Here is a 25,936-nt window from a genome sequence, read left to right as displayed (position 1 = left end):
AGTTCGCTCGGATATCAACCTTTGACCGATCCGATCAAAACACCTTTGACAAAATATTTCTGGAGGAATGGATATACGCACAGAATCGGCAACACGGCAATGACAACAGCCGCTGCTTTAATCGCTTCCGGAGTAAGCAAAATTCGTTCCACGGCATCATTTCCTCCAATATTGTTTAATAAATTCTCGTCCACCTTGTTAACCATCTGATACAGCTTCACCATAACAGTCAATTTGGTCGACTTTGTGATATAGAGCATCACGTTAAAGTAGCTGTTCCACCAATTAACGGCATAGAACAAAGATAATGCAGCCAAAATAGGCTTGCAGAGCGGGATAAAAATCTGCATTAATATTCGCCAATCACCAGCGCCATCCATCGCTGCAGACTCTTCAATTTCCTCCGGCAGCCCTTCCATGAATGTTTTCATCACAAACATGTTGTAAGTACTAATCAATCCAGGCAGCCAGACGGCCCAATAGGAGTTCATTAACCCCAACATTTTGATGAGGATAAAGTTGGGAATAAGGCCGGCGACAAACAACATCGTAACCGTGATCATCATCAGCAGCGCGTTTCGACCAAGAAGTCTCTGTCTAGAAAGCGGATAGGCTGCCAGAATCGTCATGATCATATTAAGCACCGTTCCGACTATCGTGACAACAACCGTGTTGCGCATGGCTACGAATAACTGACCATCGTCAAACAAACGTTCATAGGCGACTATATTAAACTCGATCGGCCATAAGAAAACTTCGCCGGAATTAATCGCCCTGCTGCTGCTGAAGGATGCCACAATTTCGTACCAGAACGGGAACAGGGTCATTAATGAGATTGAGCCGAGAATGAGGTACATACTTATACTTGCCAATCGAGTTAGACTCCCTTTGCTCGTTATACTCATTGCTTACCATAGCCCCCGTTCCCCGGTCATTCGAATCATCCGGTTAACGCCAACGATCAGGATCAGGCCTATGGCCGATTGAAACAGTCCGATCGCCGTTGTATAGCTGTAGCTCATATTCTGCAAACCTACCCTATACACATAGGTGCTAATTACATCCGCAACATCAAGTACGGAATTGTTTTGTAGCTTTTGTACCATTTCCTGCGGACTTCATTGAGCAGAAGAGCAAGGACAACCGGGATTGGGAATCCAAAAACGAGACTGTATAAGTTAAGTACGAGTGTGTTTCGTAATATCCGCCAAAAGTCAGGGCTGGCAAAAATCATTTGAAAATGCTTAAATCCAACCCACTGGCTTCCGAATACACCGTCCGCGAACCTATAATTCTTAAAAGCAATGATTTCTCCGATCATTGGAGCGAATTTGAACAGCAGATAAAAGCTGATCACGGGCAGGAGCATCATATACAAATGTTTATCCTGCATCATCCTTCTCCAAATCGACTGCCTAAACGTTCTCGCTTCAACCCTTTGCTTCCCGGTCCGCAATTCTGTTGCCGGGAGTCTAGCCTTCATATCGATTCACCCTCTCGTTAAGTCTTTTTGTCAAACCTTTCGTTCGGTTACAGTTTGATTGTAGGAGAGGTGACAAGAGAAGGAAACAGACGTGTTATGAGGTATATGCCTTTTTTTGTATATTGCCTGGTTACATTTCTTTAGGGTGGTACCTTTATCTTGGGTTTTTGCTCCTTGAGACTTACTCCGACGCAGAGTTTGCTTCACCTCCGAGCACCCACTCCCGATATTCGGTGGGCGTCATGCCCGTATATTTTTTGAAAGCCCGAAGGTAGCTACGTGTATTTGTATACCCAACCCATTCTGCGATATCATTAATCTTGCGGTTCTTAACAGCAAGCAGTTCCTTGGAAGCATTGATCCGGATCTCAATCAAATAATCAATGAAGTTTTTCTCCATATATTCTTTGAACAGCTTGCTTACATATGACGGATTTAATTGAAACTTTTCGGACAGCAACTCGAGAGAAAATTCACTCTCACGATAATGATCTCGAATGTAAGGCAACAACCTGTCAATTGTCTTATTGCTTCCCCGTTGACTGCGTTTCCCCTCAATTTTCCCCGCTAATCCTTCAAGTACGGTTTTGACGATCTGCTGCGCATCCTGCCAATTGTCGCATTGATGAATCCGTTGGTGGAGATTCCCCATCTCTTCAAGCGATTCCTCCGTATTTATGCCGATCGAAGCAACGACCTGCAATGATTTCATAATCAAATCGTAGGAGAGCTGCCTTATCAAATCGGGAGATAAGCTGCCGTTTACCGCTTCTTGAAACAATTCCGTTATATATCCCTCTAATTTCTCGTGTTCTGTCTGCTTTAATGCTTCTACGATTCGATCCGTCATCTTTATCATGCGGTAGTAGTCCTGATTATCATGCCCCAGCAAATCTTCAATAGAAATGACCGAATGACTGCCGATGACCATTTTGTATTGCAGGGCTTTTTGCGACTCGTCGTACGATATGGGGATATCCTTCATATCCTGATAGCACCTTCCTACACCAATGGTCACCTGAAGCCCGAATTGCCTCTTCATGACATCCAAAACCAACTCGAGGACGGACAATGCACGCAGATGGTTTTGTTCCATATCTCCTTCTGCAAAGCTAAAAACGATGGCAGCGAAACCCGCTCCCAAATCAACAGCAACCCCCGAATTTTCCATATTCATCAACTCTTCCGCAACGTTGCATAACACATACGTATACAAGGTTTCATCCTTCGGGCTGACGCCGCCCTCCTTACCGATCTCGGCTGTACACACGATAAACCGTTCAGAGAACAAGTGTATTCCAGTAAATTCCAGATGATGGCGCACGGATGCATACTCTGTTCTATAGCCGGACAGCATGTCCAAGATGATTCTCCATTTCAATACTGGCTTGGAATCCCGGACCTGCTTCTCTAGTTGTTCACGGTCTACAAACATTTGGTCGAATACCGTTTCTAAGTAACCCAGCCCAACAGCACTTCTCATCGGCTTCTCTTCAGGATGGACTGGCTTGAACGCTCCTGACATTTTCCCGACTAATCGATCCAAGGGCTTAAAGGTCCGACGGTTTACGTAAAAAAGAACACTTAGAGCTAAAAGAACCATACCGATGGCAAACGCAATCATTAGACTCCGTGTAGACTCCAAAGGCTGATATACGTTAGATTTGGGAATAACGCTGACAATTCGCCACCTCGTATATGTAGAGGCCGTATAAAATATCGATTGCTCAATTCCCTCCATTTTCACTGTGAAATGTCCGCTTCCGTTATGGCTCAGAATCTGTTGAATATAGGAAATGTCCCCCAAGTTCTTATACAATTGCGTTGCGTCGTCATGAGTCACAATGTTTGCTTGATCATCGATGATGAAGGTATGTCCACCTTGGTCTTCTTCATACACATCCTTGATCATCCGATAAAGAACATCTTCACTGATATTGATGGCAACAAGTCCCTTACGATATTCCGGGCTGCTGATGGATGGATAGGATCGAATCAACGTCACGACATCCTGTTCTTTTTCGCCATCCCATACTTTATGAGTAGTCAGCCATTTTGAATGCCCTTTCATCTTTATATAAGTAGCCAACCAGTTGTCTTCCGAGTCACTTCTCTTCATATATGTTTTATCAGTCAGTATGTCGCCGCTTACATCTGAAAAAAGGAATATGGAAGCAAACAGTTCATTCGTGTGCACAACCGTTTTCAGTTTGTTTGATAATCCAAAAAAATTCGAATATTTCTGAGCTGCATCATCGTAACTGTCATACATAAAATATACATACTCTAACTCCTGCGACATATTGAGCAAATCTTTCTCCGTTTGACGAAACACGATCTCGATTTTATCATCAATTTGCTTCAACAAAGCAATATGTGTATTCTTCAGATCCTGCTCCAATCGTCCTACGGTACCCGCATAAGACAGCCAAAAAGATAAAAAAATAATCGTTATGAAAACCAAACTGTAAACAAACATGACCTTTCCTGAAATGCTGAATCTCATAGACTACCCCTCTCTATTACAATCACTCGCTTTATATCGCAAGTCTTATTGACGGAATTCAGTAGGAGTCATCCCGATCTTCTTCTTGAAAAGCCGACTAAAATATTTTTCGTCTTGGTACCCCACTTTATTGGCGATTTCATAGGTTTTGAGATTAGAGCCGAGCAGCAGTTCCTTAGCTTTATCCATCCGAACCTGGGTTACATAGTCAGTTAAATTTATGCCTTCGACCTGTTTAAACAAAAAGCTTAGATAGACAGGCGACACAAAAACCTCCTTGGCAATGGTATCCAAAGAAAGGTTACTTGCATATTTGGTTTCTAGCATAGTTTTAGCAGCTTCCACAACGTTATTCCTACCGGATTTTCGCAAATCAACGGTCAACTGGAGCAAATAACGAAGAAACGTTTTGCAGATTTGACTAAGCTCCTGCAAGGTAGCAGCGGCTACAACGTATTGAATTTGCTCAGCCGTCAATAGATGATCCAATTGCATCTTGGGATGCAATTCGGAAATAACGCTGGCGCCATATATCATGGCTTGCAGACTTTCCGTTTTCGTTAATGGAATCGTAATCTCCTTCTCTTGCAGTTCATTGAAAAATGAGTGCATCCAATCCTCTAATTCCTGAAGATTGCCTATCTTAAGTGCCATTCGCAGCCGTTCATAAGCAGTTGATATTTCTTCAGCGGTAGACGCTTCAGTTATCAAAGACTCCCGTCCATCGTTCTTTCTCTTGCTCTTTGACATTTCCCAATCTACGTCGTCAATAAAAATGACTTCGTTCGGTCCGGTATAATATTTATATTCCAAAGCCATTTGGGCCTGTTCATAGGCCATCTTCCCTTCGAGAACCAATTGTTCGTTTTGGGCTGAGATTCCGACGGTAATAAAGTATTTTAATGTTTGCTTTATATTTATCACCAAATGCCGCAGGTCCCGGCGAAGTTCCTCCATAGTGAATGACATATTAATAATCATCACAAATTGTCCCGATATCTCCAGAAAAATGCATTTATTCTCCCATCGTTGCAGCGTCTCCTCAGCAATGTTCTGGATAGCGAAATTCATCAGCTGTTGATCTTCATAATTATAATTCCTGAGAGTTTCGGGATCCTGCTCGATTTGCAGCAGGACTATTCGGAAAGGCTCCACGGTCAATGGAACCTTCAGGTAAGCAGTTTTCTCCATAAACAACTTCTCATTGAGTCGAGCTCCTTCCAGTAAGTTTCTTAAAAACCTGTCACGGATTAGAGGCATATTTTCCTGTAGTTGACGGTTTCGTTGATTTTCTTCCTCCCATTCCTTTTTGATCTTAATGAGCACTTTTAACAGCATATCCGTGTCCGGCGGTTTAAGAAGGTAATCAGAAGCTCCAAGCTGAAGCGCTTGTCTGACATAGTCAAATTCATCATGGCCGCTGAGAATGATGGATTTCATTGACCATTTCCGATTGCGAATTTCTGCAAGCAATTCCACGCCCCCCATGATTGGCATTTGGCAATCCACTATAATCAAATGGGGCATTATGCATGCAATTTGCTCCAAGGCCTTCCTCCCATTTTCAGCTGGCGGAAGCCATTCAAAACCGTATTCCTCCCATGGGATTAACATGCTCAATCCTTTTATGACGATCGCTTCATCATCAATGACCATGACTTTCATATAGTTTCCCCCATTGTGTTTCATTTTCGATGATTGGAATTCTTACAATCACAGTGGTGCCGATATCAGGAATACTGTTGATTTGCAGGGCATATTCAGGACCAAACATCATCTGCAACCGTTCATTCACATTTCGCAAGCCATAACCGCCTTTACTTCGTACTGGTATGTACAACAGTTGTTCCACCTGATCTGGATTCATTCCATTACCATTGTCCTGAACGATCCAAACAATATCGCTTCCTTGAACATAAGAACGAATCAAAAGAACTCCTTGGCGATCCGTTGGCGGTTCGAACGCGTGTAAGATAGCATTTTCCACAATAGGTTGGAGAAGAAGCTTCAACGTAATAAAATGGCCAATAGTGGAATCGATATGATAAATGGGAGTGAATCGACTAGGGAAACGTGCATGTTGAATATTGATATAGGCTTTGATTTGATTCATTTCATTTTCTAATTTGTAGTAATCTTCACCCTTATTCAGCGAAAGCCGGAACAATTCGCTTAACGATTGAACGACTTTAGCCGTTTGGTTATCCCCGTTGATTTTTGAACTAAAGAAAATGTAATCCAACGTATTGTACAGGAAATGCGGCTCAATCTGTGCTTGAAGTGTTTTCAATTCAATCATTTTCTGATTCGTTTGACTGATATAGACTTTCTGAATTAGCTCATTCAATTGGGCGACCATTTCATTATACTTTTGCGTGAGCAGCCCGATTTCATCTTTCGACTCCACAGGAACCTTTTGATTAAAGTCCCCTCGTTTAAAATTGTTCATAGACCGAAGCAATTTCTTAATAGGCAGTGTAATGCCTTTGGAAAGCAATATAGACATCACAATCGCAACTAGCAGGAGTGAGAACGACAATATGATCGTGCTGCTGAGCACAATGCCATATTGCTTTTGGATGTCTTCCATCGGAGTAAGGCTCACAACATGCCATCGATATATCTCAATGGACGTGTTCGCAGCTAAGTATTTTTTATTTCCTATTTCATAGATCCATGTTTGATTGGGCTGAAGCAGGTTTTTAATTCCGTTCACATTGTCTTTAAAATGCTTGCTCATTTCTTTATCATCCAACTTACTTGCAACGAGTCGATAATTGTCGTCGAAGAGAAGCAGATTGGTCGTCCGACTGATCTGGACGTCTTGGATGGCATCTCTTATGGCATCCCGATTAATTCCAAGAAAAAACATGCCCAACTTTTTGTCTGCATCATACAAACTTAAAATACGTCTGCCTAGTACGATATCATTGTAATTATGTGCGTATATAAACAGAGACGAGCCCGAATAATCCAAGTTAGACTGGCCGTTACGCGCAGCCGTAGCCATATATAATGGGGATTCTTTAAATTCTTCATAGGGTACCACCTGCCTGAAAAATTCCGAGAAATCCTTAAACATAAAGTCATTTTCTCCATACAAAACAATAAATGATATATACTTTTTAACTTGTTTTAAATTAGATAAATAATTGAAAATTGTCTTTTGTGGATCTCCAATATACGAAGGAGCAGTTTGGCTTAGCAGCGATTGAATGGTTTCGTTCCCCACAATAAAGGAAGAGAGATCGGTGGCATCATCCAGCATATGTTTAATATTGTCGGCAATAAGCCGGATGATTTGCACTTGATTCTGCATCGTCTGTTTCTCCAAAAAACGAGTTGCTATGTAGTAAGAAAAGCTGCCAAGGCCAATGACGGGAATAAGCACGAGCAAAATGAAGGAAACAAGCATTTTTGTTTGCAATGTTTTGAATTGAAGCATCCTGTTTTCTCCTCACTTATGTTAATTACTAGCATTATAAAGCTTTACAAACGTCTAAGGTATAGCCATTCCCCACTTGCTTGAATAAGTCCACTAATCCTTAAAATCGTCACATTGTAATAAAATTCGAGAACATTTACGATAAATTTGTATCCAAATCATCAAGGAGGGGTAAACATGAAACAGTTAAAAAAGCCTGCATCGATCCTAATCAGCTTCGTAGTACTGGTAAGTGTAGCGTTGACAGGCTGCAGTTCTAACAAAGAGGACAAGAGTGCACCGAACACAACTCCGGCAGCAACAACGAAAGAAATCGATTGGAAAACCGTGAAAGCGGATATACGTTTCGTCTATCCGGGGACATCAGAGGCAGAAAAAGAGTTAGCCGATCAATTTAAAACAAAAATGAAGGAAAAGTATCCTAACGTCAACATTGAGTACATGTTCTTATCCTGGCAGGATATGGAGAAGAAGTTACCTATTATGCTATCATCTGCAGACTATCCGGATTTGACGATGACCCAAGACGTCACCAACCTTGTGCAGCTGGATGGATTGGAGGATATTTCTCCCTATATCAATAAACAAGGCGCAGCATTGAAAAAAGATGATTTTCTACCAGGCACACTGGAATATGGGTCCAAAGGAGATAAAATCTATTCCATTCCGAATCTTGCCAACTCCTTTACCCTCATGGTAAATGAACAAATGTTGAACGAAGCCGGCATGAAAGTTGAAGAATTAAAAACATGGGAAAACGTGGAAAAAGCAGCACAACTCATGACTAAAGGCGATAAATACGGCTTTGGATATCCAATGGGCGTAGCTCGGTTTGCTTTCAGAGTTCCTTTCACTGCCGCATATAGCAATGGGCTTCTGCTCAGCGATACATCGGAAGCAGCAAAGAAAAAATATATCGAGACACTGGATCACTTCAAAAAACTAGAAGCTTTTGAGCCTAAAGCACATTTCACTTGGGGCTATCCGGAAATGTGGCGATCGTTTAGTAACGGAGAAGTGGGCATGGTTGCTGCAGGAACCTACTTTTCCGCTAATGTGTACAGCATCAATCCGGATATCATTAAGGTAACCAGAGCGATTCCTTATCCGAAAGGACCTTCCGGGGACAAGGCGCAAGCACCGGTATCGAGCGTTGGGATAGGCATGTTCAAAGGCAGCAAAAATAAAGATGTCGCATGGAAGCTAATCGAAGAGTGGTCCTCTTCCGAGTTCAATACGTCAGAAGCAGCAGTAGTCAACGTTACCGCTATCAAAAATGCTAATTTGGATGAGATCGTCAAGAAGGCTGAAAAAGTTTACCCAAAAGCCATTGATGGTCACAAGCGAATTTTACAAGACTTTAACCAAATTCTTGTCAACAATGGTGTACCCATGGCTACCATCGTCGGGCAACCCGAGATGGAGACGCTTGTGCAAGATAATATGACGAAGCTCCTCACGGGAAAAACGAATACGGAAGAAACCTACACGGCGATCAAAGATGGGATCAATAAAATAAAAGATAAGTTCAAATAACGTTTGTTAGCATGCATCGGGGAACCGACAGGATTTTAAAGTCGCTGTTCCCCGTTTTTTTACTCTTATAAAGGAGGTAGTTCACCTATGGACACGCCAATCAAACAACATGCTTCTTCTATTGCCTTAAGAAATAAACATCACCGTTCCCTTATCAAACGGTATGCTTTCGGCTATTTGCTGCTTGCGCCAGTCGTACTATATGTAGCCTTGTTTCAATTTTATCCGTTGTTCGATACGATTCGTCTCAGTTTCTTCAAATACTCACTGCTTCATGGCGGTGGCATGCAATTTACGGGCTTGAACAACTATAAAGAGTTGATTGTGAATGATGATCATTTCTGGTTTATTCTTAGAAATAGCCTTGTTTGGGTTATTGGTTCAACATTGCTCCAATTTCTTATAGCCGTTCCTGCTGCACTTATCCTAAATCAGAAGCTTCGCCTCAGGGGCCTTTGGCGTGGGTTAGTTATGGTTCCATGGGTTTCTCCTGTTGTTGTGATCGGCATCATTTGGAAATGGATTTATGACGGACAATATGGGTTGCTCAATTATTATTTAAAGCTGCTGCATCTGCTTCAAGACAACATCGTTTGGCTTGGGAACGAATTTTGGGTGTGGCCATCATTGCTGCTCACTTCCACTTGGAAAGGGTTCCCGTATGTTACTTTAATGCTCCTATCCGCACTACAGGGAATATCCAGTGAGATGAAGGAAGCAGCAGAAATTGACGGAGCGACCAATTGGCAGAGATTCCGTTATGTCACACTACCTTCGTTAAAACCCATCATGTATGTCACCGGCATGGTTTCACTTATCGCTTCTTGGACGAAGTTCGAAATGATCTGGGCATTGACCAATGGTGGACCGGGTTATACAACCAGTATTTTGCCGACCTATTTATACACCCATGCATTCGTTTATTTAGATTTAGGTAAAGGCGCTGCTATTGGAACTTTATCGATGCTGATTGTGTTGATTATGGTATTTGTTTATGCAAGATTGTTTGGTAAAGATAATAGTTAAGGGGCGAGAACATGAGAGAAACTTACTTGATGAGAATATGGAAATACACGATTTTGTTTCTATTATTAGTTTTTACCTTGGTACCTTTTCTCTGGCTTTTGGATACTTCATTCAAGAGCGACGAAGCCATATTTGCCTCTAAACCGACTTGGTGGGTATCATCTTTTACCTTGGATAGTTATACATGGGCTCTAGGGAAAAAAGGGATCCAGCTTGGAAAACTGTTGTCCAACTCTTTGATCACATGTGCGATTACCGCGTTTTTAACGGGTTTGATAGCTTGTATCAGCGGTTATGGTTTAGCCAGATATAAAGTTCCAGGGATCAAATTCATATTCGTACTGCTCGTATTGGCGCAGATGATTCAAGGACCAATGATTATGATTCCATGGTATAAGTTTGCATCCTCGATGTCGCTTTTGAATACCAAAACAATACTTGTCATGATTTATTGTACAATGACAATTCCTGTTGGCGTCTGGATCATGAGCGGTTTTTTCAAAACAATCCCGATCGATTTGGAAGAAGCGGCCTATATGGATGGCGCATCGAAACTAAAAACATTATTTGTTGTTGTGATTCCCCTTGCTTTGCCCGGGTTAGTCGCCATTAGCCTCTATTCCTTTATTCTTGGTTGGAACGATTACCAATACTCGCTTATATTAACGAACTCCCTTTCTGCGAAAACTGTCCAGGTTGGCATCGCCGAGGTGATGGAAAGCATGGGTTCGACCAATTGGGGAGGCATTCTGGCCAGTGGTGTGATTATCATCCTTCCAATTATTCTGATCTTTGCTATCATTCAGAAATTTCTCATTGAAGGCTTAACCGCCGGAAGTGTTAAAGGATAATTTCTACACAATAACGAGTGTTAAAAAGGTTTGTAACCTTTAACACTCGTTTCAAAGTTTCTATCACAAACATCTATTTCACACGAATAGTCTTTTTGTTTCTCCCGGCTTTATTTCAACGGCTTGTCCTTCCAAGCTGAACCACACGGACAAGGCGGAAGGATTATGAACCCACTCTCCTGAAACGGTAAACCGCAATTGACGCAATGCTTTTATGTACAGCACGATTTCAATATTGGTTGCATACCAAATATCGGGACGGCGACCGATCAATTCACCAAATCGCTCAAGCTGCTCCCAGTTTTGATTGTTATTAAATTCATAGCTGTGACCCCATACATATAACAGTGACATGCGAGGATGACGCGGTCGATCATCGAGAAACTTTTGGCCCAATTCCAGCATATCGCGATGATGGCAAGTAGGGGACCACAATAAAAAATCCTCCGGCATGTCAAAGCCGCCATGATTATTCGTGGTTCTAGCATATTCCACTCCCAGTGCGGGAAGCAGCGACACAACCTCTTTGTTCCAAGAGCCATGAGGGTATGACAACCCCTTTACGGGATATTCGGCTAGATGCTCCAACTCTTTGCGATCCTGCAAGATCTCATCGGCAATTCTTTCCTTTGGAGACAAACTCAGAAATGGATGGCTGACCGTATGAGTTGACACCTCATGCCCGCTAAATAAATCTTTCACTTCCGAACGCTCCAAATAACCTGGTTTCCCCAAAAGTCCGGAATTCAAGTGAAATGTCCCCCGGATGTCGAAATCATTTAAAATACGAACCATTCTCCGGTCGAATTCCCGTCCATCATCATAACTTAGCGTTAGAGCTCTGCTCTTTCCACCGGGAAATAGATCAAAACGAATACGCATACCATCCCTCCAATTTTCAACCTTTTACGGAACCAATCATAGCTCCTTTAATGAAATATTTTTGCATCCATGGATATATTAATATGATGGGGCCTATCGAAAGCAGCGCAATGCCAGAGCGGACGTTGCTCATCGCAAGTTGTGCTTGCTGCGCATTATTATTTAACATCAAATCATTGCTTTGTTCGCTGATTGATGCCAGCATTTCACGCATAATCACTTGTATAACCGTCAAATTGCGGTTCCGAATATAAACAATGGCATCAAACCATGCATTCCAATGCTCGACTGCAGCCCAAAGGGCTATGGTAGCCAGTACAGGCGTCGAAACCGGCAAAATGATTCTAAACAGAAGCGTCAAATAACCGGCTCCGTCGATCACGGCGGATTCCTCCATTGCTGTATCCAGGGACATAAAATAATTTCGCATGATAATGATACTGAAAATGGCAACGGCCCCCGGAATGATGAGAACTAGAAAGTTGTCGAGCAGCCCCAAACTACGAATGATCAGATAAGTCGGGATTAACCCCCCGCTGAAAAACATAGGGATGATGAAATAAGTGGTAAGCCCCCCGCGAAAAGGAAGTTCTTTCTTGGCAAGCGGATAAGCGGCCAATATGGTAAATAAAACCTCCAATACAGTCCCGAAGGCGGTACGTAAAATCGAGTTCATATAGGGCCGAACGATCTCCCCAGAGGAGAGCAAATACCGATAAGCTTCAAGGGACCAGTTATTTGGCCAGAAATGGAAACCGAGCGTAGTCGCTTCTCTTCCGTCGGAGAAAGATAACACCACCACCTGCCAGAACGGATAGAGGATGACCAATGAAAAAATAACCATAAACATGCTGTTTAGACCAACAAACCACCAACCGGGTTGGAGTCTGACGCGGATTCTGCCTGCTCTTTGCTGTACTTGCCTCATGTTCACCACACCCCATAGTCGTTGAATTTACGCACAATCTGATTCACTGTGACGAGCAGAACAACCCCCACCACGTTTTTGAACAATCCGACTGCAGCGGAATAATCTAATCTAAATTCGACGAGACCCGCCCGGTACACGTAGGTATCGATAATATCTCCAACTTCATAGACCAACGGACTATACAAGTTAAGAATTTGATCAAACCCGCCGGATAAAATGTGACCCAAACGAAGTAGAAATAAAATCGTGATCACAGGTATAAGCGATGGCAGTGTAATATAAATCATCTTGTGAAAACGGTTAGCCCCGTCTGATTCCGCCGCTTCATAGATCTCCGGTGAAATCGAGGATATCGAAGCCAGATACAGAATCGACGCCCAGCCCACTTCCTTCCAGGCATCGGAAATAAGCAGAAGAGGGATAAAATAAGTTTTACTGGATAAAAAGTTGATCGGTGTTCCGCCGAATAAGGTAATGATGTAATTGACTACCCCCCGCTGTGGGGAAAAGACCTCAACGACCATGCTGGCAATAATGACCCAAGACATGAAATGCGGTAAATACGAAATACTTTGTACGGTCCTCTTGAATTTATTGTGCATAATTTCGTTGATCAGCAGCGCGAAGATGATTGGGAACGTAAAGCCTACCACAAGCCGCAGAACACTGATGATGACTGTATTTCGGAGTGCTCTTATAAATACGAAATCATGAAACATATTCTTAAAGTGTTCAAAATTATTCCAAGGGCTGTCCCAAATGCCAAGCCCAGCCTTAAAATCCTTAAAAGCAATAATAACGCCATACATCGGCGCATAATGAAAAATAGCAAGATGCACGACAGGCAACAGCAAAAGAAAATATAACATTTTCATTTTTTTTACTTTTTTCCACTTTACAGCTCGGGATGTTTTTGCTTTAATGAGTGATGTTTCAACTGAGATAGCCATGTTCCTCCGCCTTTCTAAAAAGTGGGGAGATTTGTCTCCGACAAATCTCCCATGTTCCATATCTTATCCGTTTTTTCTTTATTTCAAATTACTTCTTACGGAGATCGGCGACTTTCGGCGCTTTTTCCAGTTCGGCAAGAAGCTCATCACCACCGCTGCTGCGCCAATTCTTCACGTAGGTATCCCAAGCAGAATCGACATTCAGCTCACCCGTAATGGACTTAAACAAGAATTCATCCGTTATCGTTTTTAATTTTGCATCATATTTGGTTTTCAACTCATTGTATTTGGTTTGATTGAAATAATCCCATTTGAAGGGCCGATAGGCCGTTTTCCTGCCTATTTCTGCACCAAAATACAGATCTGTCAATTTGGAAACGGCAGCATTACTGTAATACGCATTGACATTCCCTAATTGGATCGGCAAATTGTAGTAACCTATACCGTCTTTTTCGACTTCCGCTGCCTGTTTAGGAATGACAGCCGACTTATAAGGCTCAGCTTCCCACGAATAATCTTTTCCTTCTTCACCGAACGCTGAGAGCATGAGCCCATCTTTGTCCAAGTTCAAATAGTCAAAAATCTGGAGAATGCGAGCTAATTTTTCATCCGAGACATCCTTTTTGATGACCATCGCATAGCCGAATCCATCTACAGGCGTATAAGCGGCAGAACCCTGCTGACCTTTAGAACCGATAGGTGCCGGGGTAAAAAGAAATTTCGCATTTGGATCCTTCAGGACGAGATTTCCAGGCGGACGATTGAACGTAAAGGGCACCATGCCTGCCGCTTGAACCTGCACCTGCGCTGCGCCGTATTTCCCGGCAGCGAATTTTTCCCAGCTTTTAGCGCGGTTTAATGTGGTGAATTCCGGATCGATATACCCCTTTTTATTTAAAGAGGCCATGTATGTCAGAAACTCTTTATAGTTTTGGCTGATCGCATAATTGACTACTTTCCCGTTTTCCTCCACATTATAATCCCAACCAACGCCAAACGCCCCAGCTTCCGTATTTAAAGCCCAAGATGCATCGCTATTGTTCAGAAGTAAACCATACGTATCCTTTTTTCCGTTGCCGTCAGGATCATTATTGGCAAACGCTTCGAACATTTTCTGCTCTTCATCCAGTGTAAACGCTTGCTTTGTAAAGAAAATTCTTTCGGCACCACCGGAAGTACCCACGGGAACGATGTCCCCTTTAGGTTTAAATCCGAGTTTTTCCATCCAATCCAGACGGTAAACTTGACCCCAAGTGAGATTATCCCAATCTTGTTTATAACCCGTGAGAGCATAATATTCGCCATTCTTACCAGGCACTTGATTTATTTTCCACCCCGTTGGCTGATCGCTTAAAACTTTAGCGTAATTAGGAGCGTACTTCATGATCATATCCTTGGATATGCTTCGGGTGACAGAATCCGAATATAACTTTTCCGGTGCATCCATGAAGGCGATATCCGGCAATTCTCCCGAGGCTACCATCAGATTTTTTTGTTCCTTGTTGTTTACATCCAGTTTTCGATTCTTCAATTTCACATTGAATTTCTTTTCAATCATTTGTTGAACCTTGTTGTTATCTTCGATCTTGCCTCTAGCCCCTTGGCCAACCCAACTGATGTCCAGCGCTTTTGTGGTTTCGGCAGGCTTGTCTGATGCACTGGTAACGTTCGGTTCGCTCGTTGTTTTTCCCCCCGAGCATCCAGAAGCCATCAAGATCACTGCCAAGCTTAGTGAGGCTACGCTTACTGTTTTACTTTTCATATCCATCCCCCTACTCTTATCGCTTGCCTTACCTCTTTATTATAAATAAGAAGCCCCTGAGATCAGTAACACAATCATCAGGGGTTTATAGTACGAATCTCATACATTTGAGGACGCTTCCATAGGGTTGACGCTCTGGTACGGAAGCCGGATTGTCACTATCGTTCCAACACCGGGACTATCGATCGATAAGCCATACACATCGCCAAATTGGAGTTTAATTCTACTATTCACATTATATAATCCTACATTTCCCCGATCTCTATTCTCCAAACGAAGACGAATTTCATTTAGCTTATTTTGTTCTATGCCGGGGCCGTTATCCTTGACGACCACTTCGATATGATTCTCCTTTTTCATACAGCTGACTCTAATCCTAATCTCGCTGTTATTCATCTTAAGAGTATGTCTTATTGAATTCTCAATAATGGGCTGTAGGATCATCTTATTCACGACACAATCGTTCAGCGATTCGTCCATATGCCATTCGAAATAAATCCTATCTTTATAGCGGTAGCTCATGATCTTCGAATAGGACTGGCAGTAGACGATCTCTTCTCTAAGTGTCGTCAATGGGCTGTCTTTCCCCATGGCATATCGAAACAGACGACTCAATAGTCCAATCATATCTACAGCTAAATGGCGTTCTCCCTTTTCGATCATATACATGATATTTTCAAGTGTATTGTAAAGGAAATGGGGATTAATTTGTGCCTGCAGCGCCTCCATGTGCAGCTCCCTTTTCTCAAATTCAAGGGTTAGCCTTTCCTGATTCGCATCCAATGTATCCTGTACCAACCTATGAATCCTCTCCAGCATGTGGTTAAAGGAAATTCTTAGCTGTTCAACTTCATCAATCGCAAAGCTTCTATGGAGAGTTAATTGATTAACACGATCAAGATCAATGCTCAGATAACGGTTTTGAATGGAAGCTAGCGGCTGCACTAAATACTGTGACATCAAATAGGAAAATAGGAGAATCAGCAAAAAAAGAATGACCAACAAATAAATATCATCGAAAAAGAGACGTATAACTTGATCCCTAATCGCCGAGGCATCGTACCGTGCAATCACATACCAGGGTAAAGCAGCGATTTTCTTAGAAAAATATATGGCGTTATCCGAGTGGAATAGGGTCCCCTCCGATGAATCCAATTGAAACGGAATGTCGGCCTTCTGCCCAATTCTTCCCATATCCGGATGGGAGATTATACGTCCATTTTCATCCACGATAAACGCTTCACTGCCATTCCCGTTCAGATCGGCATACAGATTGGTAAAGAAAACACCGTTTATATCCGTTTTCATATAAGCAATCGGACTTGAATAACGATTAATATCGACGATGCCTATGCTTAAACTTACCGTAGATGATGCTGTATCCGTCGGTGGAAGCCAGTAAAAAATAGGTTTACGGCTAGCACGTATTTGCTCGAAAAAAGTCGGGTCGATTTGGTTTGCATGCTTATATCGATTGCTGTAGATCAATTGATTATCTATATTGTAGATACCAATGGCATCCTCACTGAGAATTGGCAAAAAACTATCAAAAATCAGTTGATCCATATGCTGTTGCAGGTTATCGCTCGGTTGATCCATATAGGATACAACGAACGCGTCGTAAGCCAAACGGGTCATGGCAGACTCTTTTTGATCGGCAAATAACTCTACTCGATGAGCTGTCTTATCAAACAACGTATAAAAGGTTTGTTCCAATTCCTGCGTAATAATTTTAGATGATTGCACATAGAAAACCGTAACGAAAAGACAGATAGGAAGCAGTATCGTAATTAAAAAATAGACAAAAAAACGGTCCCTCATCGTGAATTTTTTGTATCGATTCAGTCCATCTACAGGTTCCCATCGTTCCTCCAAGCTGCGTTGCCTGCCGATCCAACTAATCAGGCTGTGCAAGGGGAACAAGATTTTGCGGCCAATCAAATGCGATAGAAAAAAAGTAAGTAATGCGCTGCCTCCTAAAATGATGAGCGAATATCCCCCAAGCGCCAGAAATTGCCTTTTATGAAACCCCGATTCGGTTTCGGCCAAAGCGATACGGATGTCATGAAATCCGATATCCCGGAAAAAATATCGTTTCCCCGAGAATGGAACTCCGTCCATTTGCTGCGAATTCTCCGTATTTTTCAACAGTTCATTGATTTCTGAGGTTACTTCGCTCCCCTTAAATAAAACTTGGTCCTTTGCATCCAAGACCGCCAGAGATTCACCGTATGGAAGAATATGATTGAACGCCGCTGCATTTAAATTGATCGTGAGTATTCCGAGTGTACCTTCTGGACCTTTAAGAGGACACATAAAGTAACTCGATTTGTTCCATACGTCCAGTAGATTTCGTAGCGCATCATCTTTGATATCCAATGATTTCAAGCCAAATGCTTGATACGTCTGGTTTAAGGAGACGAACGTGATCTGATTGTCCAGGTTGGAAAGAGACAATTGATTGCCTTCAAAATAATAGGAAGAATATTTAGCGTTCGAACTGTACTGGCCTCCCCTTGTCCAAACCGTAATGCCACTGATGAACTCATTTCCTTTATTCAGATTAAATAGGGAGGACTCAATGTTTTGCGACAGACTCACCTTTTCATACGATGTTGCGTTTTGTCGCCCTAATTTGTCCAATGAATTGATTAGTATGGTGTTATTGCGCAAACTATCTATGGTTTGGTAAATATCTTCGAATTGCTTGCGCACATCCGCGGTTGTTTGATTCAATTTCATGGCTTGCATCATATCGGTTTTCTCATCAATGTAATGGACGGTTTTCACATAGAGCACATAGCCGATAATGATGAGCATCAGCGAGACGATCGAAAGGGAGAAAAGCAACAAAAAACGATTCAGCTTTATCTCTTTTCTCTTCATTACACGCCTTCCTTGGACTGGAAGACCGATCCGCCCGATTCTCTATAGGTTTGCGGAGTAACACCGCTTATGCGTTTGAATATTTTATTGAAATACGAAAAATTGCCATAACCGACACTCATCGAAATTTCAAAAACTTTGTAATCGGTATGCCGCAATAATTTCATGGACTCGTTGATTCTAACCTCATTCAGATAATCAATAAAATTCTTTCCCGTTTCCCGCTTGAATAATGTGCTGAAATAGTTCGGATTGACGTGCAGCCGTTCCGAAACGTCTTCAAGTCTGATTCGCTCTGTATAGTTTGCAGCAATATATTGCTTCGCAAGAGAAATATACGAATTGCGATCACTTGTCGCCTTTACAAACGCAGGTCTAGCTGTCTGAACGACGTGCTGCCCACCCTCGTTCTTTAAATCATTGGCGACACCCTGGAACAATTCGACGAATTCATCACGTAGGATTGGCTTAAGCAGGTAACCCTTCACTCCAAAACGGATCGCTTCCTTGGCATATTGAAAATCATCATAGGCGCTCATCAGCGCGACCTTGATGTGAGGAAATTCACTTTTCAAGCACTGAGCAAGCTCTAGTCCTGTCATATTCGGCATTAAAATATCCGTCAAAATGACATCTGGATGACATTCGCGCGCCATTTTCAGAGCCAGTTCTCCATCTGAAGCACACCCTGCTACTTCAAATCCAATTTCTCCCCATGGCATGTTGTTGATGATCCTTTCGCGAATGAACTCCTCATCATCAGCAATCAATACTTTGTACATCGGATCCCTTCCCCCCCCCCTGTTATAAGCGCTTACAAATAGAGAAGATTGTTTCTCCTTATAAGATGATGTTACCTTGATAAGTATGAAAAAACAACTACCGTCTATCGACGATAGTTGCCTTGCCTAAACCATTATTGTGGTGTCTAACACTGCCGCGATTAAATCGATCCCAGTCCGTTTGAAAGGTGGATCTGTTTCCAGCGCATCGAATGCTGGATCCTCAACCTGCATATAGGTGATGATGGCTTTACCGGATTTTGTAAACATACAATTCAGATTGGTATATTCATTCGGTCCCACCGCAATATTCCCCACTCTTTTCCAGGATTTCCCTTCGTCTGTAGAAACTGCTGCGCTTAAAGGTGTACGGCGTCCGAAATGATGCTTGCCGGGTTCGTACTGACTATCGTTCCATAGCAGAAGGAGTACATCGGTGCCAGGAATTCGCCGTAAACAAGTGCATGATTCCGGCGACTTCAAACCGCTTGTTTGCGGTAAGCTCCACGTGTTGCCGCCGTCCATTGAAGCACACATAAACACCGCGCCCAATTGAGACCTGATGGACATGAGAAGACGTCCGCCGCTCATTTCAGCAACGGAGGATTCCATGGCGCCACGCATAGGCAGATCTACGGTACCAGCGGCACGCGTCCACGTAAATCCGTCATCATCGCTAAAGTAGCATCCGATCTCATTGTGCTGACCTCCTTGATGACCTGTGCCGAAGTGGAATGGAAGCAACAATCGACCGCTGGACAACAGGTTGATATGGTTCGCACCGCCTTGAAGCCATTGCCCCTTCGTACGTTCCCAAATGTGTGCAAGGAATTCCCAGGTCTCGCCTCCATCCTTCGAGACATAGGCTTCCATTGTGGAGCTGGATCCCCCCTGATGGCCTCTTAAGCAATGGAGAATTAACGTTCCATTGGGAAGAAGACACAGACCAGGGGCCTGCACATTGTGATCTTCTGGATTGACATCGATCAGCATCCGCTCGCGTTCCCAGGTCATTCCGCCGTCCGTAGAGGTTTTGGCATAAATCCGGCATAAATCGAAATCACTTCCAAAAGAACCGTCATACTTGTGCCAAACCGCTAATAATGTGCCATCCTCCAACTCAGCAATGGAAGCCGTATCGTTCCTTGGGTTATTGGCAGAGGATTTCGCAATTGTCACGTATTTTATTGTATTCATCATGTCATTTCACCTCGTATATGGTCATGGCAAACATACTTTTACAAATTAACCTGATTGAGAAATGGTTTTCCGTCACGGAAATTCATCAGATTGTTCAAGAGCAACTGACAGAAACGGTCGAATTCTTTGACCGACCGTCCTCCCGAATGAGGTGTAATAATCACATTATCCATTTCCCATAACGGACTTCCCTTCGGAAGCGGTTCTACCTCGAAGACATCAAGCCCCGCCCCCTTCAGCCTACCGCTGCTAAGTGCCGCATGCAGAGCATTCTCATCGACGATACTTCCGCGGGCCAGGTTATAGAAATAGGCTCCTTTCTTCATAGAAGCGAACATCGCAGTGTCAAACAATTTCTCGGTCGATGCGTTACCGGGCAAGATTAGAATTACGTGATCCGCTTGCGCTACAGCTTCCTGCAAGCGGGAGCTCGGGTACATCTCATCCAAGTAAGGATGCGATTCCCCGATTTCACGTCGCACCCCAATGGTACGAACGCCCAATGCACGCAGACGTCGCGCGATTTCTGTCCCGATGCCGCCAACACCGACAATGCATGCTGTGCTGTCAAACACCTCTTCATATTCTAATTGACGACGCCATTTATGCTCATTCATATCGCGTATATGATGCGAAATACGGCGTGTCAGTGCGAACATCATAGCTATTAAATGTTCTGCTACAGCTACCGACATGACACCGCCAGCGTTACAAAGCGCAAAAGTGGTACCCTCTTGATGTGTGTTGCCCAAGAAAGCGTCATAACCAACACTTCCTAATTGGACAAGCCGAACCGGGCTTTCTGCAAGCCATTCCGCTTTCGGCCAACCAACCACAATTTGCGATCTACCTATCTTTTCACAGAAAACTGACTCAAGAGTCTCTTCGTTAATTTGCTCCAAAGTTGCCCAACCGGACAATACCTGCCGGATGCGTTCCATGTGTTTTTCCGTAAAACCATTGACTGCAACCAAGACGTGAGGTTTCATCGTTTATTTCTCCCACCTTCCTATTAGGATACCGTCAGCGGAACCCGATATACAGAACCTGGAAAGTATGGATATTTCTCTTCCAGCCCCTCTGGTAAGTGTACGCCCAACCCAGGGGTCGACGGAACCTGTATGTTGCCGTTCTCCATTTTCAAAGGTTCAACCATCATTTCCTCACGCAGGGGATTCGGCACATTGGAAAGCTCCAGAATCGTACAGTTCCTAGAAGCGAACGCCGCATGGAAATTCCCCATGATGCCCACGCCTCCGCACCATGCATGAACGGCAATAGGAATGGACTTGCGTTCGCACATTTGCGCTACCTGCCGGAACACGCTCAATCCCCCGATAACGGCCGCATCCGGCTGGAACAGGTCGAGCGAATTTGCTTTCAAATACGCTTCAGCTTCTACCAGGCTCGTTACCGTCTCCCCTCCTGCAACCGGCATGTTGACGTTGCGCCGAATTTCCGCAAATCCTTCATAGTTGGTTACCTCTGCCGGTTCTTCAATCCAAAGGAGGTTGTATTTCTCAATACGTTTTGCAATCTCAATGGCTGTTTTGACAGACCATGGATATTTCGCTAAGCCTTGCGCTGCATCAACAGCCAATCCGATATCCGGCCCAAGAGCTTCACGGCATACGGCTACCTTCTCTTCAATCGCATCGATATCCGGCAGCAGGTTGATGCGAATTTTCACCGCCCGGAATCCTTGTGTCACGTAGTCACGCATTTCTTGTTTAAGCTCGTCAATCGGCTTATTATTGCCACCGCTTGCATAAGCAGTCATTTCATTATGCACCTTACCCCCAAGCAATTCGTAAACAGGAACGCCAAGCGCCTTACCTTTTAGATCCCAAAGCGCCATCTCGATACCGCCAATCACGCATTGCGTTAATCCCATTCGTCCCAGGTAATAATTAGCAACCCGCATTCGATCGGACATCTCAAGGACGGACATCGGGTTTTGTCCAATCAGATCGTGCTCCATCTGTTCCGCTATCCCTCTGACTGCTTCGGGTGCATAAGTACCCGCGTAGGTTTCACCCAAACCATAAATGCCTGCATCGGTTTCTACTTTCAAAAAGGCCGTGGGACGATATCCCGTTTTCAGGCAAATTTCCCGCTCCACATCCCCTTTATTTGCGTACGGAGCGCTGACAAGGATACATTTAACTGCTGTGATTTTCATTACGGTTTTCCCCCTCGATGCTCAATTTCACCAAACTTGATTGCTCCACTATTTATTATATAAAAGTAGCATCTGAGGTCCGTAACACAATCATTAGAGGTATCTAATACAATCTTCACCAATTTGGAGACGTTCTCTTCTGCTGTTGACTGGAAGTCAATTCAGCATAATAATGCTTAATTAAATCCACCAAATCTAAATTTCATCCCGTTATCGTATAGAGTTCATAGTGATATTATGAGATAGTATCCAACTTCTAAAGGAAAGGGGTACGATAGTAAGTGTCTATTTTTGAATGCGCTTTAAAATTAATATGATTCATGGCAATTGATATGTTGAGAGGAGACTTTATTATGAAAGAAAATCAAAGAAAACTTCTTTACAGCCTCTGTTTCACTTTCATATTTACCTTAATGCTTGGGTGTTTCATAATTGAAAATTCATCTGTTGCTCATGCGTCTTCACCACCTTCTTATAAGCTTGATGAAAAGGTAGCTTATCAAAATGATGGTTCCAATAACTTTTGGTGGACTCACATGCGATGCGCAACCATTCCGGGAGGTGTAAGTCCCCAAATCATGTGCACCGTATCCAAAGATAAAAATGAAAGCCCTACCAATTTAACCGATGTTTTCTATGATATCGCCTACACTTCCAGCACAGATCTCGGGGAGACATGGTCATCGCTTACGACCATCCCCCAATATCAATGGAAGACATTACCGGATGGTTACCAGGGTATGTTAATTGATCCCGTACCCGTTTATCACGAAAAAACAGGAAAGATCATCCTGTTCGGTATGGCACAATCATATAGTCTTACTTTTACCAAGAAACATAACTACCCCGCTTATGCCATATACGATCCTGCCACTTTAACTTGGAGCAGCGATTGGTATTTATTCGACTGGCCTAATGGACTCGGCCATACCGGCAGTGTTTATCCTTATGAAGTAGACGATGGTACCGGAGACTTGCTTTGGCCAATCAATTTAATGGACGGAACGGGCAATGTAAAGGTTGTTAAGGCATCATTTAACGGGACTGCGCTTTCCTACATCAGCCAAGGTACATCAGTACCCAATTCAGGAGGCAACGGGAACCGTTCCGGTATTGAAACATCCCTTACCAAGTACAATAACGAATATTTTATGACCATTCGCGATGATATCCAGAACAGATTGGCCAAAAGCAGCGACGGTTTAACCTGGCAGTCAGCAGTGACTTTGCAATGGGAGGACGGAACGGCTGTAACCGGAAGTATGAATACGCAGATGCATTGGGTGACACAACCGAATGCACTATACCTGGTCTATACGCGTCAGGACACTTCTAACACGGATATACTCAGATATCGGGCTCCCTTATGGATGGCTGAAGTCGATCCGGTTACACTTCGGCTCAAAAAAAACACGGAACAAATCGTGATGTCGATAACGGACAACCGGGCGCAATTGGGCAATTTTGGAACGACTAAGATTACGCCTGATTTGAGCATCGTGACAAGCAACGAATGGAACTCCCTCGTTCCGAATCGAGCCATCGTTTCGAGAATTTGGTGGAATAAATCTAACATCGGTACTTGGAGCTTAGATGAAACCTCAGGAACTACAGTTGTGGATTCCGCTGGCGGCCTTAATCCCGGAACCATTGTGAACGCGACACGTGACACAAACGGCAAATTTGGAAGTGCTTTACACTTTGACGGCAGCGGCGATTATGTAAACTTAGGCAATCCTTCCAGCGGTGCGTTTGACTTTGGAACCACACAAAACTTCTCGGTCTCTGCTTGGGTGAAAACCAGCGTAACGGGTACAACCAAATATATTTTAAATAAAGGAGATACGATCGCTTCATACTGGTTACGATTTGAGGCGAATAATACCATTAAATTCCTTCTCGACTATGGCAGCACCTTTGACGCCGCTCAATCGACAGCCACCTATACGGATGGGCTATGGCATCATGTTGTTGGTGTCGCCGATCGAACAACGGGTCTTAAGCTATACGTCGACGGTGTATTAGTTGGGCAAGATACCAGCCCTACTAACGGGGCCATCTCCAACTCCCTTCCATTAACCATTGGAAGCAATTCTACAAGCACAATGAATGGTTTCATTGATGAAGTGAGACTATACAACTATGCTTTGGATTCAACGGAAGTGGGACATTTATACGGGTTGAGCGGATATTGGACGTTTGATGAGACCACAGGAAGTACAGTGCTGGATTCTACCTACAATGGTTATCATGGAACAATTACAAATGCTGTTCGGAGTGCGAGCGGTATGTTTGGCGGTGCTTTAAGCTTTGACGGAAATGGTGATTATGTATCATTGGGAGATCCCTTCAGCAATGATTTTGATTTCGGAACCACAGGAAGTTTTTCCGTTTCCGCTTGGGTAAAGACAAGCGTCCCGGGTACAATCAAATATATATTGAATAAAGGAGATACAAATGCCGCATATTGGTTACGATTTGAAACCAATAATACAATTAAATTTCTGTTGGATTATGGTAGTACCAGTGATGCGGTCCAATCGACAGCGACCTTTGCAGATGGGCAGTGGCACCATGTTATAGCCGTAGCCGATAGAGTTTTGGGGCTTAGGCTATACGTCGATTCTGTTTTGGTCGGCCAGAACACTACACTTACGGGAGGAAATATTTCTAATGCATTTCCTTTGACCGCAGGCGTCAACTCCGCAAGCACGATGAACGGCCTGATTGACCAAGTTAGCATTTATGCTTATCCATTAAGTGCGGCTGATGTCCAAAGCTTGCAATAGAATTCCAACAATCACATTCAAAAAAGGTAGTTACTGCGTTCTAGCAGCATCTACCTTTTTTCATCTTGAATTATTCGATGAAGTACCGTGCAACCAATAGGATTTTACCGAAAGAAGAGGTTATCTTGCTAAAACATAAGTTGACAGTAAAATTAAGCAATAATTTGAGACTACCTTTGATCCGTTTTAGCAGTTACACCAAAACCTCTTTGTGTGTATTTGCAAAAAAGAGCCCTACAGATTCCCGCAGCGCTCATCAAATATAAATAATTCATATTCCTACTAATCTAATGAACCAACCGCCCATCCCGAAACCTCACTATCCTTTTCGCCTGCTCCGCGACCTGCCGATCATGCGTAATCACAATAATCGTCCGTCCCTGCTCGTTCAGTCGCCGGAAAATATCCATGATTTCTACACCGGTCTTCGAGTCCAATGCCCCAGTAGGCTCATCAGCCAAAATAATCGGGGGATCTCCTGCCAGCGTCCTTGCTATCGCAACACGTTGTTGCTGTCCACCAGATAACTCCGACGGAAAGTGCCTCCGGCGATCCAACAGGTCGACAGATTCCAGCGCTTTTAGAACAAGCGGCTCCCGCTGTTTTCTCGACAAGCCGCGATAAATCAACGGTAACTCCACATTTTCATAAGCGTTTAATCTTGGAAGTAAGTTAAAGTTCTGAAATACAAATCCGATCTTCCGATTCCTACTAAGCGGTAAACT

18 protein-coding genes and 1 pseudogene are annotated in these 25,936 nt (G+C 43.3%); 4 read left to right on the top strand and 15 right to left on the bottom strand.

Translation table 11 applies throughout. The annotated features are described in order from the left end of the window. Positions 1–14: 14 nt before the first annotated feature. The 5 genes from LOZ80_RS02900 to LOZ80_RS02880 all read right to left on the bottom strand — a co-directional run bounded on the left by LOZ80_RS02900 (position 15) and on the right by LOZ80_RS02880 (position 7,434). Complete coding sequence (locus tag LOZ80_RS02900) at positions 15–872, bottom strand: carbohydrate ABC transporter permease (RefSeq protein ID WP_238170016.1); 858 nt, start codon at positions 870–872, stop codon at positions 15–17. 185 nt (positions 873–1,057) lie between these two features. Beyond that, the gene (locus tag LOZ80_RS02895) at positions 1,058–1,483 is read right to left on the bottom strand and encodes a hypothetical protein (RefSeq protein ID WP_238170015.1); all 426 of its coding nucleotides are present in this window, start codon (positions 1,481–1,483) and stop codon (positions 1,058–1,060) included. A gap of 181 nt (positions 1,484–1,664) precedes the next feature. Next, positions 1,665–3,989 carry a helix-turn-helix domain-containing protein gene (locus LOZ80_RS02890; protein WP_238170014.1) on the bottom strand — a complete coding sequence of 775 codons (2,325 nt, stop codon included), beginning with the start codon at positions 3,987–3,989 and terminating at the stop codon, positions 1,665–1,667. A 45-nt stretch (positions 3,990–4,034) separates the two neighbouring features. Further along, positions 4,035–5,654: a response regulator gene (locus LOZ80_RS02885; RefSeq protein WP_238170013.1), complete on the bottom strand. Its 1,620-nt coding sequence runs from the start codon at positions 5,652–5,654 to the stop codon at positions 4,035–4,037. After that, positions 5,635–7,434, bottom strand: coding sequence for a sensor histidine kinase (locus LOZ80_RS02880; RefSeq protein ID WP_238170012.1), 1,800 nt, complete (start codon positions 7,432–7,434; stop codon positions 5,635–5,637). Before LOZ80_RS02880 ends, LOZ80_RS02885 begins: the two co-directional genes overlap by 20 nt. A gap of 177 nt (positions 7,435–7,611) precedes the next feature. Here LOZ80_RS02880 and LOZ80_RS02875 point away from each other — a divergent pair, with 177 nt between their 5' ends. The 3 genes from LOZ80_RS02875 to LOZ80_RS02865 all read left to right on the top strand — a co-directional run bounded on the left by LOZ80_RS02875 (position 7,612) and on the right by LOZ80_RS02865 (position 10,847). After that, positions 7,612–8,970 (top strand): ABC transporter substrate-binding protein, encoded by a 1,359-nt coding sequence (locus tag LOZ80_RS02875; protein WP_238170011.1) that lies wholly within the window; start codon positions 7,612–7,614, stop codon positions 8,968–8,970. An 87-nt stretch (positions 8,971–9,057) separates the two neighbouring features. Continuing rightward, positions 9,058–9,996, top strand: a complete 939-nt coding sequence (locus LOZ80_RS02870) for a carbohydrate ABC transporter permease (protein ID WP_238170010.1) — start codon at positions 9,058–9,060, stop codon at positions 9,994–9,996. 11 nt (positions 9,997–10,007) lie between these two features. Next, on the top strand, positions 10,008–10,847 hold the full coding sequence (locus LOZ80_RS02865) for a carbohydrate ABC transporter permease (RefSeq protein ID WP_238170009.1): 840 nt from the start codon (positions 10,008–10,010) through the stop codon (positions 10,845–10,847). A gap of 78 nt (positions 10,848–10,925) precedes the next feature. Here the strand turns inward: LOZ80_RS02865 and LOZ80_RS02860 are convergent, their stop codons facing one another. From LOZ80_RS02860 to LOZ80_RS02820, 9 genes are all read right to left on the bottom strand, one after another. Then, positions 10,926–11,729, bottom strand: a complete 804-nt coding sequence (locus tag LOZ80_RS02860; protein ID WP_238170008.1) for a polysaccharide deacetylase family protein — start codon at positions 11,727–11,729, stop codon at positions 10,926–10,928. Positions 11,730–11,745: 16 nt separating this feature from the next. After that, complete coding sequence (locus LOZ80_RS02855; RefSeq protein WP_238170007.1) at positions 11,746–12,657, bottom strand: carbohydrate ABC transporter permease; 912 nt, start codon at positions 12,655–12,657, stop codon at positions 11,746–11,748. Between the two features lie 2 nt (positions 12,658–12,659). Then, on the bottom strand, positions 12,660–13,610 hold the full coding sequence (locus LOZ80_RS02850; protein WP_238170006.1) for an ABC transporter permease: 951 nt from the start codon (positions 13,608–13,610) through the stop codon (positions 12,660–12,662). Positions 13,611–13,698: 88 nt separating this feature from the next. Further along, complete coding sequence (locus LOZ80_RS02845) at positions 13,699–15,372, bottom strand: type 2 periplasmic-binding domain-containing protein (protein WP_238170005.1); 1,674 nt, start codon at positions 15,370–15,372, stop codon at positions 13,699–13,701. Between the two features lie 99 nt (positions 15,373–15,471). Continuing rightward, positions 15,472–18,258: a sensor histidine kinase gene (locus tag LOZ80_RS02840; protein WP_238170004.1), complete on the bottom strand. Its 2,787-nt coding sequence runs from the start codon at positions 18,256–18,258 to the stop codon at positions 15,472–15,474. Beyond that, positions 18,258–19,040: a response regulator transcription factor gene (locus LOZ80_RS02835; protein ID WP_238170003.1), complete on the bottom strand. Its 783-nt coding sequence runs from the start codon at positions 19,038–19,040 to the stop codon at positions 18,258–18,260. Before LOZ80_RS02835 ends, LOZ80_RS02840 begins: the two co-directional genes overlap by 1 nt. A gap of 126 nt (positions 19,041–19,166) precedes the next feature. Further along, complete coding sequence (locus tag LOZ80_RS02830) at positions 19,167–20,240, bottom strand: sialidase family protein (protein WP_238170002.1); 1,074 nt, start codon at positions 20,238–20,240, stop codon at positions 19,167–19,169. A gap of 38 nt (positions 20,241–20,278) precedes the next feature. Further along, the gene (locus LOZ80_RS02825) at positions 20,279–21,229 is read right to left on the bottom strand and encodes a D-2-hydroxyacid dehydrogenase (protein ID WP_238170001.1); all 951 of its coding nucleotides are present in this window, start codon (positions 21,227–21,229) and stop codon (positions 20,279–20,281) included. 23 nt (positions 21,230–21,252) lie between these two features. Beyond that, the gene (locus tag LOZ80_RS02820; RefSeq protein ID WP_238170000.1) at positions 21,253–22,422 is read right to left on the bottom strand and encodes a mandelate racemase/muconate lactonizing enzyme family protein; all 1,170 of its coding nucleotides are present in this window, start codon (positions 22,420–22,422) and stop codon (positions 21,253–21,255) included. 536 nt (positions 22,423–22,958) lie between these two features. Between LOZ80_RS02820 and LOZ80_RS02815 the strand changes: the two genes are divergently transcribed. Then, positions 22,959–25,211 carry a sialidase family protein gene (locus LOZ80_RS02815; RefSeq protein WP_238169999.1) on the top strand — a complete coding sequence of 751 codons (2,253 nt, stop codon included), beginning with the start codon at positions 22,959–22,961 and terminating at the stop codon, positions 25,209–25,211. A gap of 287 nt (positions 25,212–25,498) precedes the next feature. Here LOZ80_RS02815 and LOZ80_RS02810 read toward each other — a convergent pair. Beyond that, positions 25,499–25,921, bottom strand: a pseudogene (locus tag LOZ80_RS02810) (ABC transporter ATP-binding protein); the annotation flags it as partial. Positions 25,922–25,936: the final 15 nt, after the last annotated feature.

The organism is Paenibacillus sp. HWE-109, assembly GCF_022163125.1.
Lineage (GTDB): Bacteria > Bacillota > Bacilli > Paenibacillales > NBRC-103111 > Paenibacillus_E.
Note: the sequence above shows the minus strand (reverse complement) of the source record. Positions and strands in the feature narration are given on the sequence as shown.

Bases quoted from the DNA above. Each gene is read 5' to 3' on its own strand.
- LOZ80_RS02865 (WP_238170009.1), top strand. From the start codon at position 10,008: ATGAGAGAAACTTACTTGATGAGAATATGGAAATACACGATTTTGTTT.
- LOZ80_RS02830 (WP_238170002.1), bottom strand. From the start codon at position 20,240: ATGATGAATACAATAAAATACGTGACAATTGCGAAATCCTCTGCCAAT.
- LOZ80_RS02845 (WP_238170005.1), bottom strand. From the start codon at position 15,372: ATGAAAAGTAAAACAGTAAGCGTAGCCTCACTAAGCTTGGCAGTGATC.
- LOZ80_RS02895 (WP_238170015.1), bottom strand. From the start codon at position 1,483: ATGAAGGCTAGACTCCCGGCAACAGAATTGCGGACCGGGAAGCAAAGG.
- LOZ80_RS02815 (WP_238169999.1), top strand. From the start codon at position 22,959: ATGCGATGCGCAACCATTCCGGGAGGTGTAAGTCCCCAAATCATGTGC.
- LOZ80_RS02835 (WP_238170003.1), bottom strand. From the start codon at position 19,040: ATGTACAAAGTATTGATTGCTGATGATGAGGAGTTCATTCGCGAAAGG.
- LOZ80_RS02880 (WP_238170012.1), bottom strand. From the start codon at position 7,434: ATGCTTCAATTCAAAACATTGCAAACAAAAATGCTTGTTTCCTTCATT.
- LOZ80_RS02890 (WP_238170014.1), bottom strand. From the start codon at position 3,989: ATGAGATTCAGCATTTCAGGAAAGGTCATGTTTGTTTACAGTTTGGTT.
- LOZ80_RS02855 (WP_238170007.1), bottom strand. From the start codon at position 12,657: ATGAGGCAAGTACAGCAAAGAGCAGGCAGAATCCGCGTCAGACTCCAA.
- LOZ80_RS02820 (WP_238170000.1), bottom strand. From the start codon at position 22,422: ATGAAAATCACAGCAGTTAAATGTATCCTTGTCAGCGCTCCGTACGCA.
- LOZ80_RS02850 (WP_238170006.1), bottom strand. From the start codon at position 13,610: ATGGCTATCTCAGTTGAAACATCACTCATTAAAGCAAAAACATCCCGA.
- LOZ80_RS02885 (WP_238170013.1), bottom strand. From the start codon at position 5,654: ATGAAAGTCATGGTCATTGATGATGAAGCGATCGTCATAAAAGGATTG.
- LOZ80_RS02870 (WP_238170010.1), top strand. From the start codon at position 9,058: ATGGACACGCCAATCAAACAACATGCTTCTTCTATTGCCTTAAGAAAT.
- LOZ80_RS02825 (WP_238170001.1), bottom strand. From the start codon at position 21,229: ATGAAACCTCACGTCTTGGTTGCAGTCAATGGTTTTACGGAAAAACAC.
- LOZ80_RS02875 (WP_238170011.1), top strand. From the start codon at position 7,612: ATGAAACAGTTAAAAAAGCCTGCATCGATCCTAATCAGCTTCGTAGTA.
- LOZ80_RS02840 (WP_238170004.1), bottom strand. From the start codon at position 18,258: ATGAAGAGAAAAGAGATAAAGCTGAATCGTTTTTTGTTGCTTTTCTCC.
- LOZ80_RS02860 (WP_238170008.1), bottom strand. From the start codon at position 11,729: ATGCGTATTCGTTTTGATCTATTTCCCGGTGGAAAGAGCAGAGCTCTA.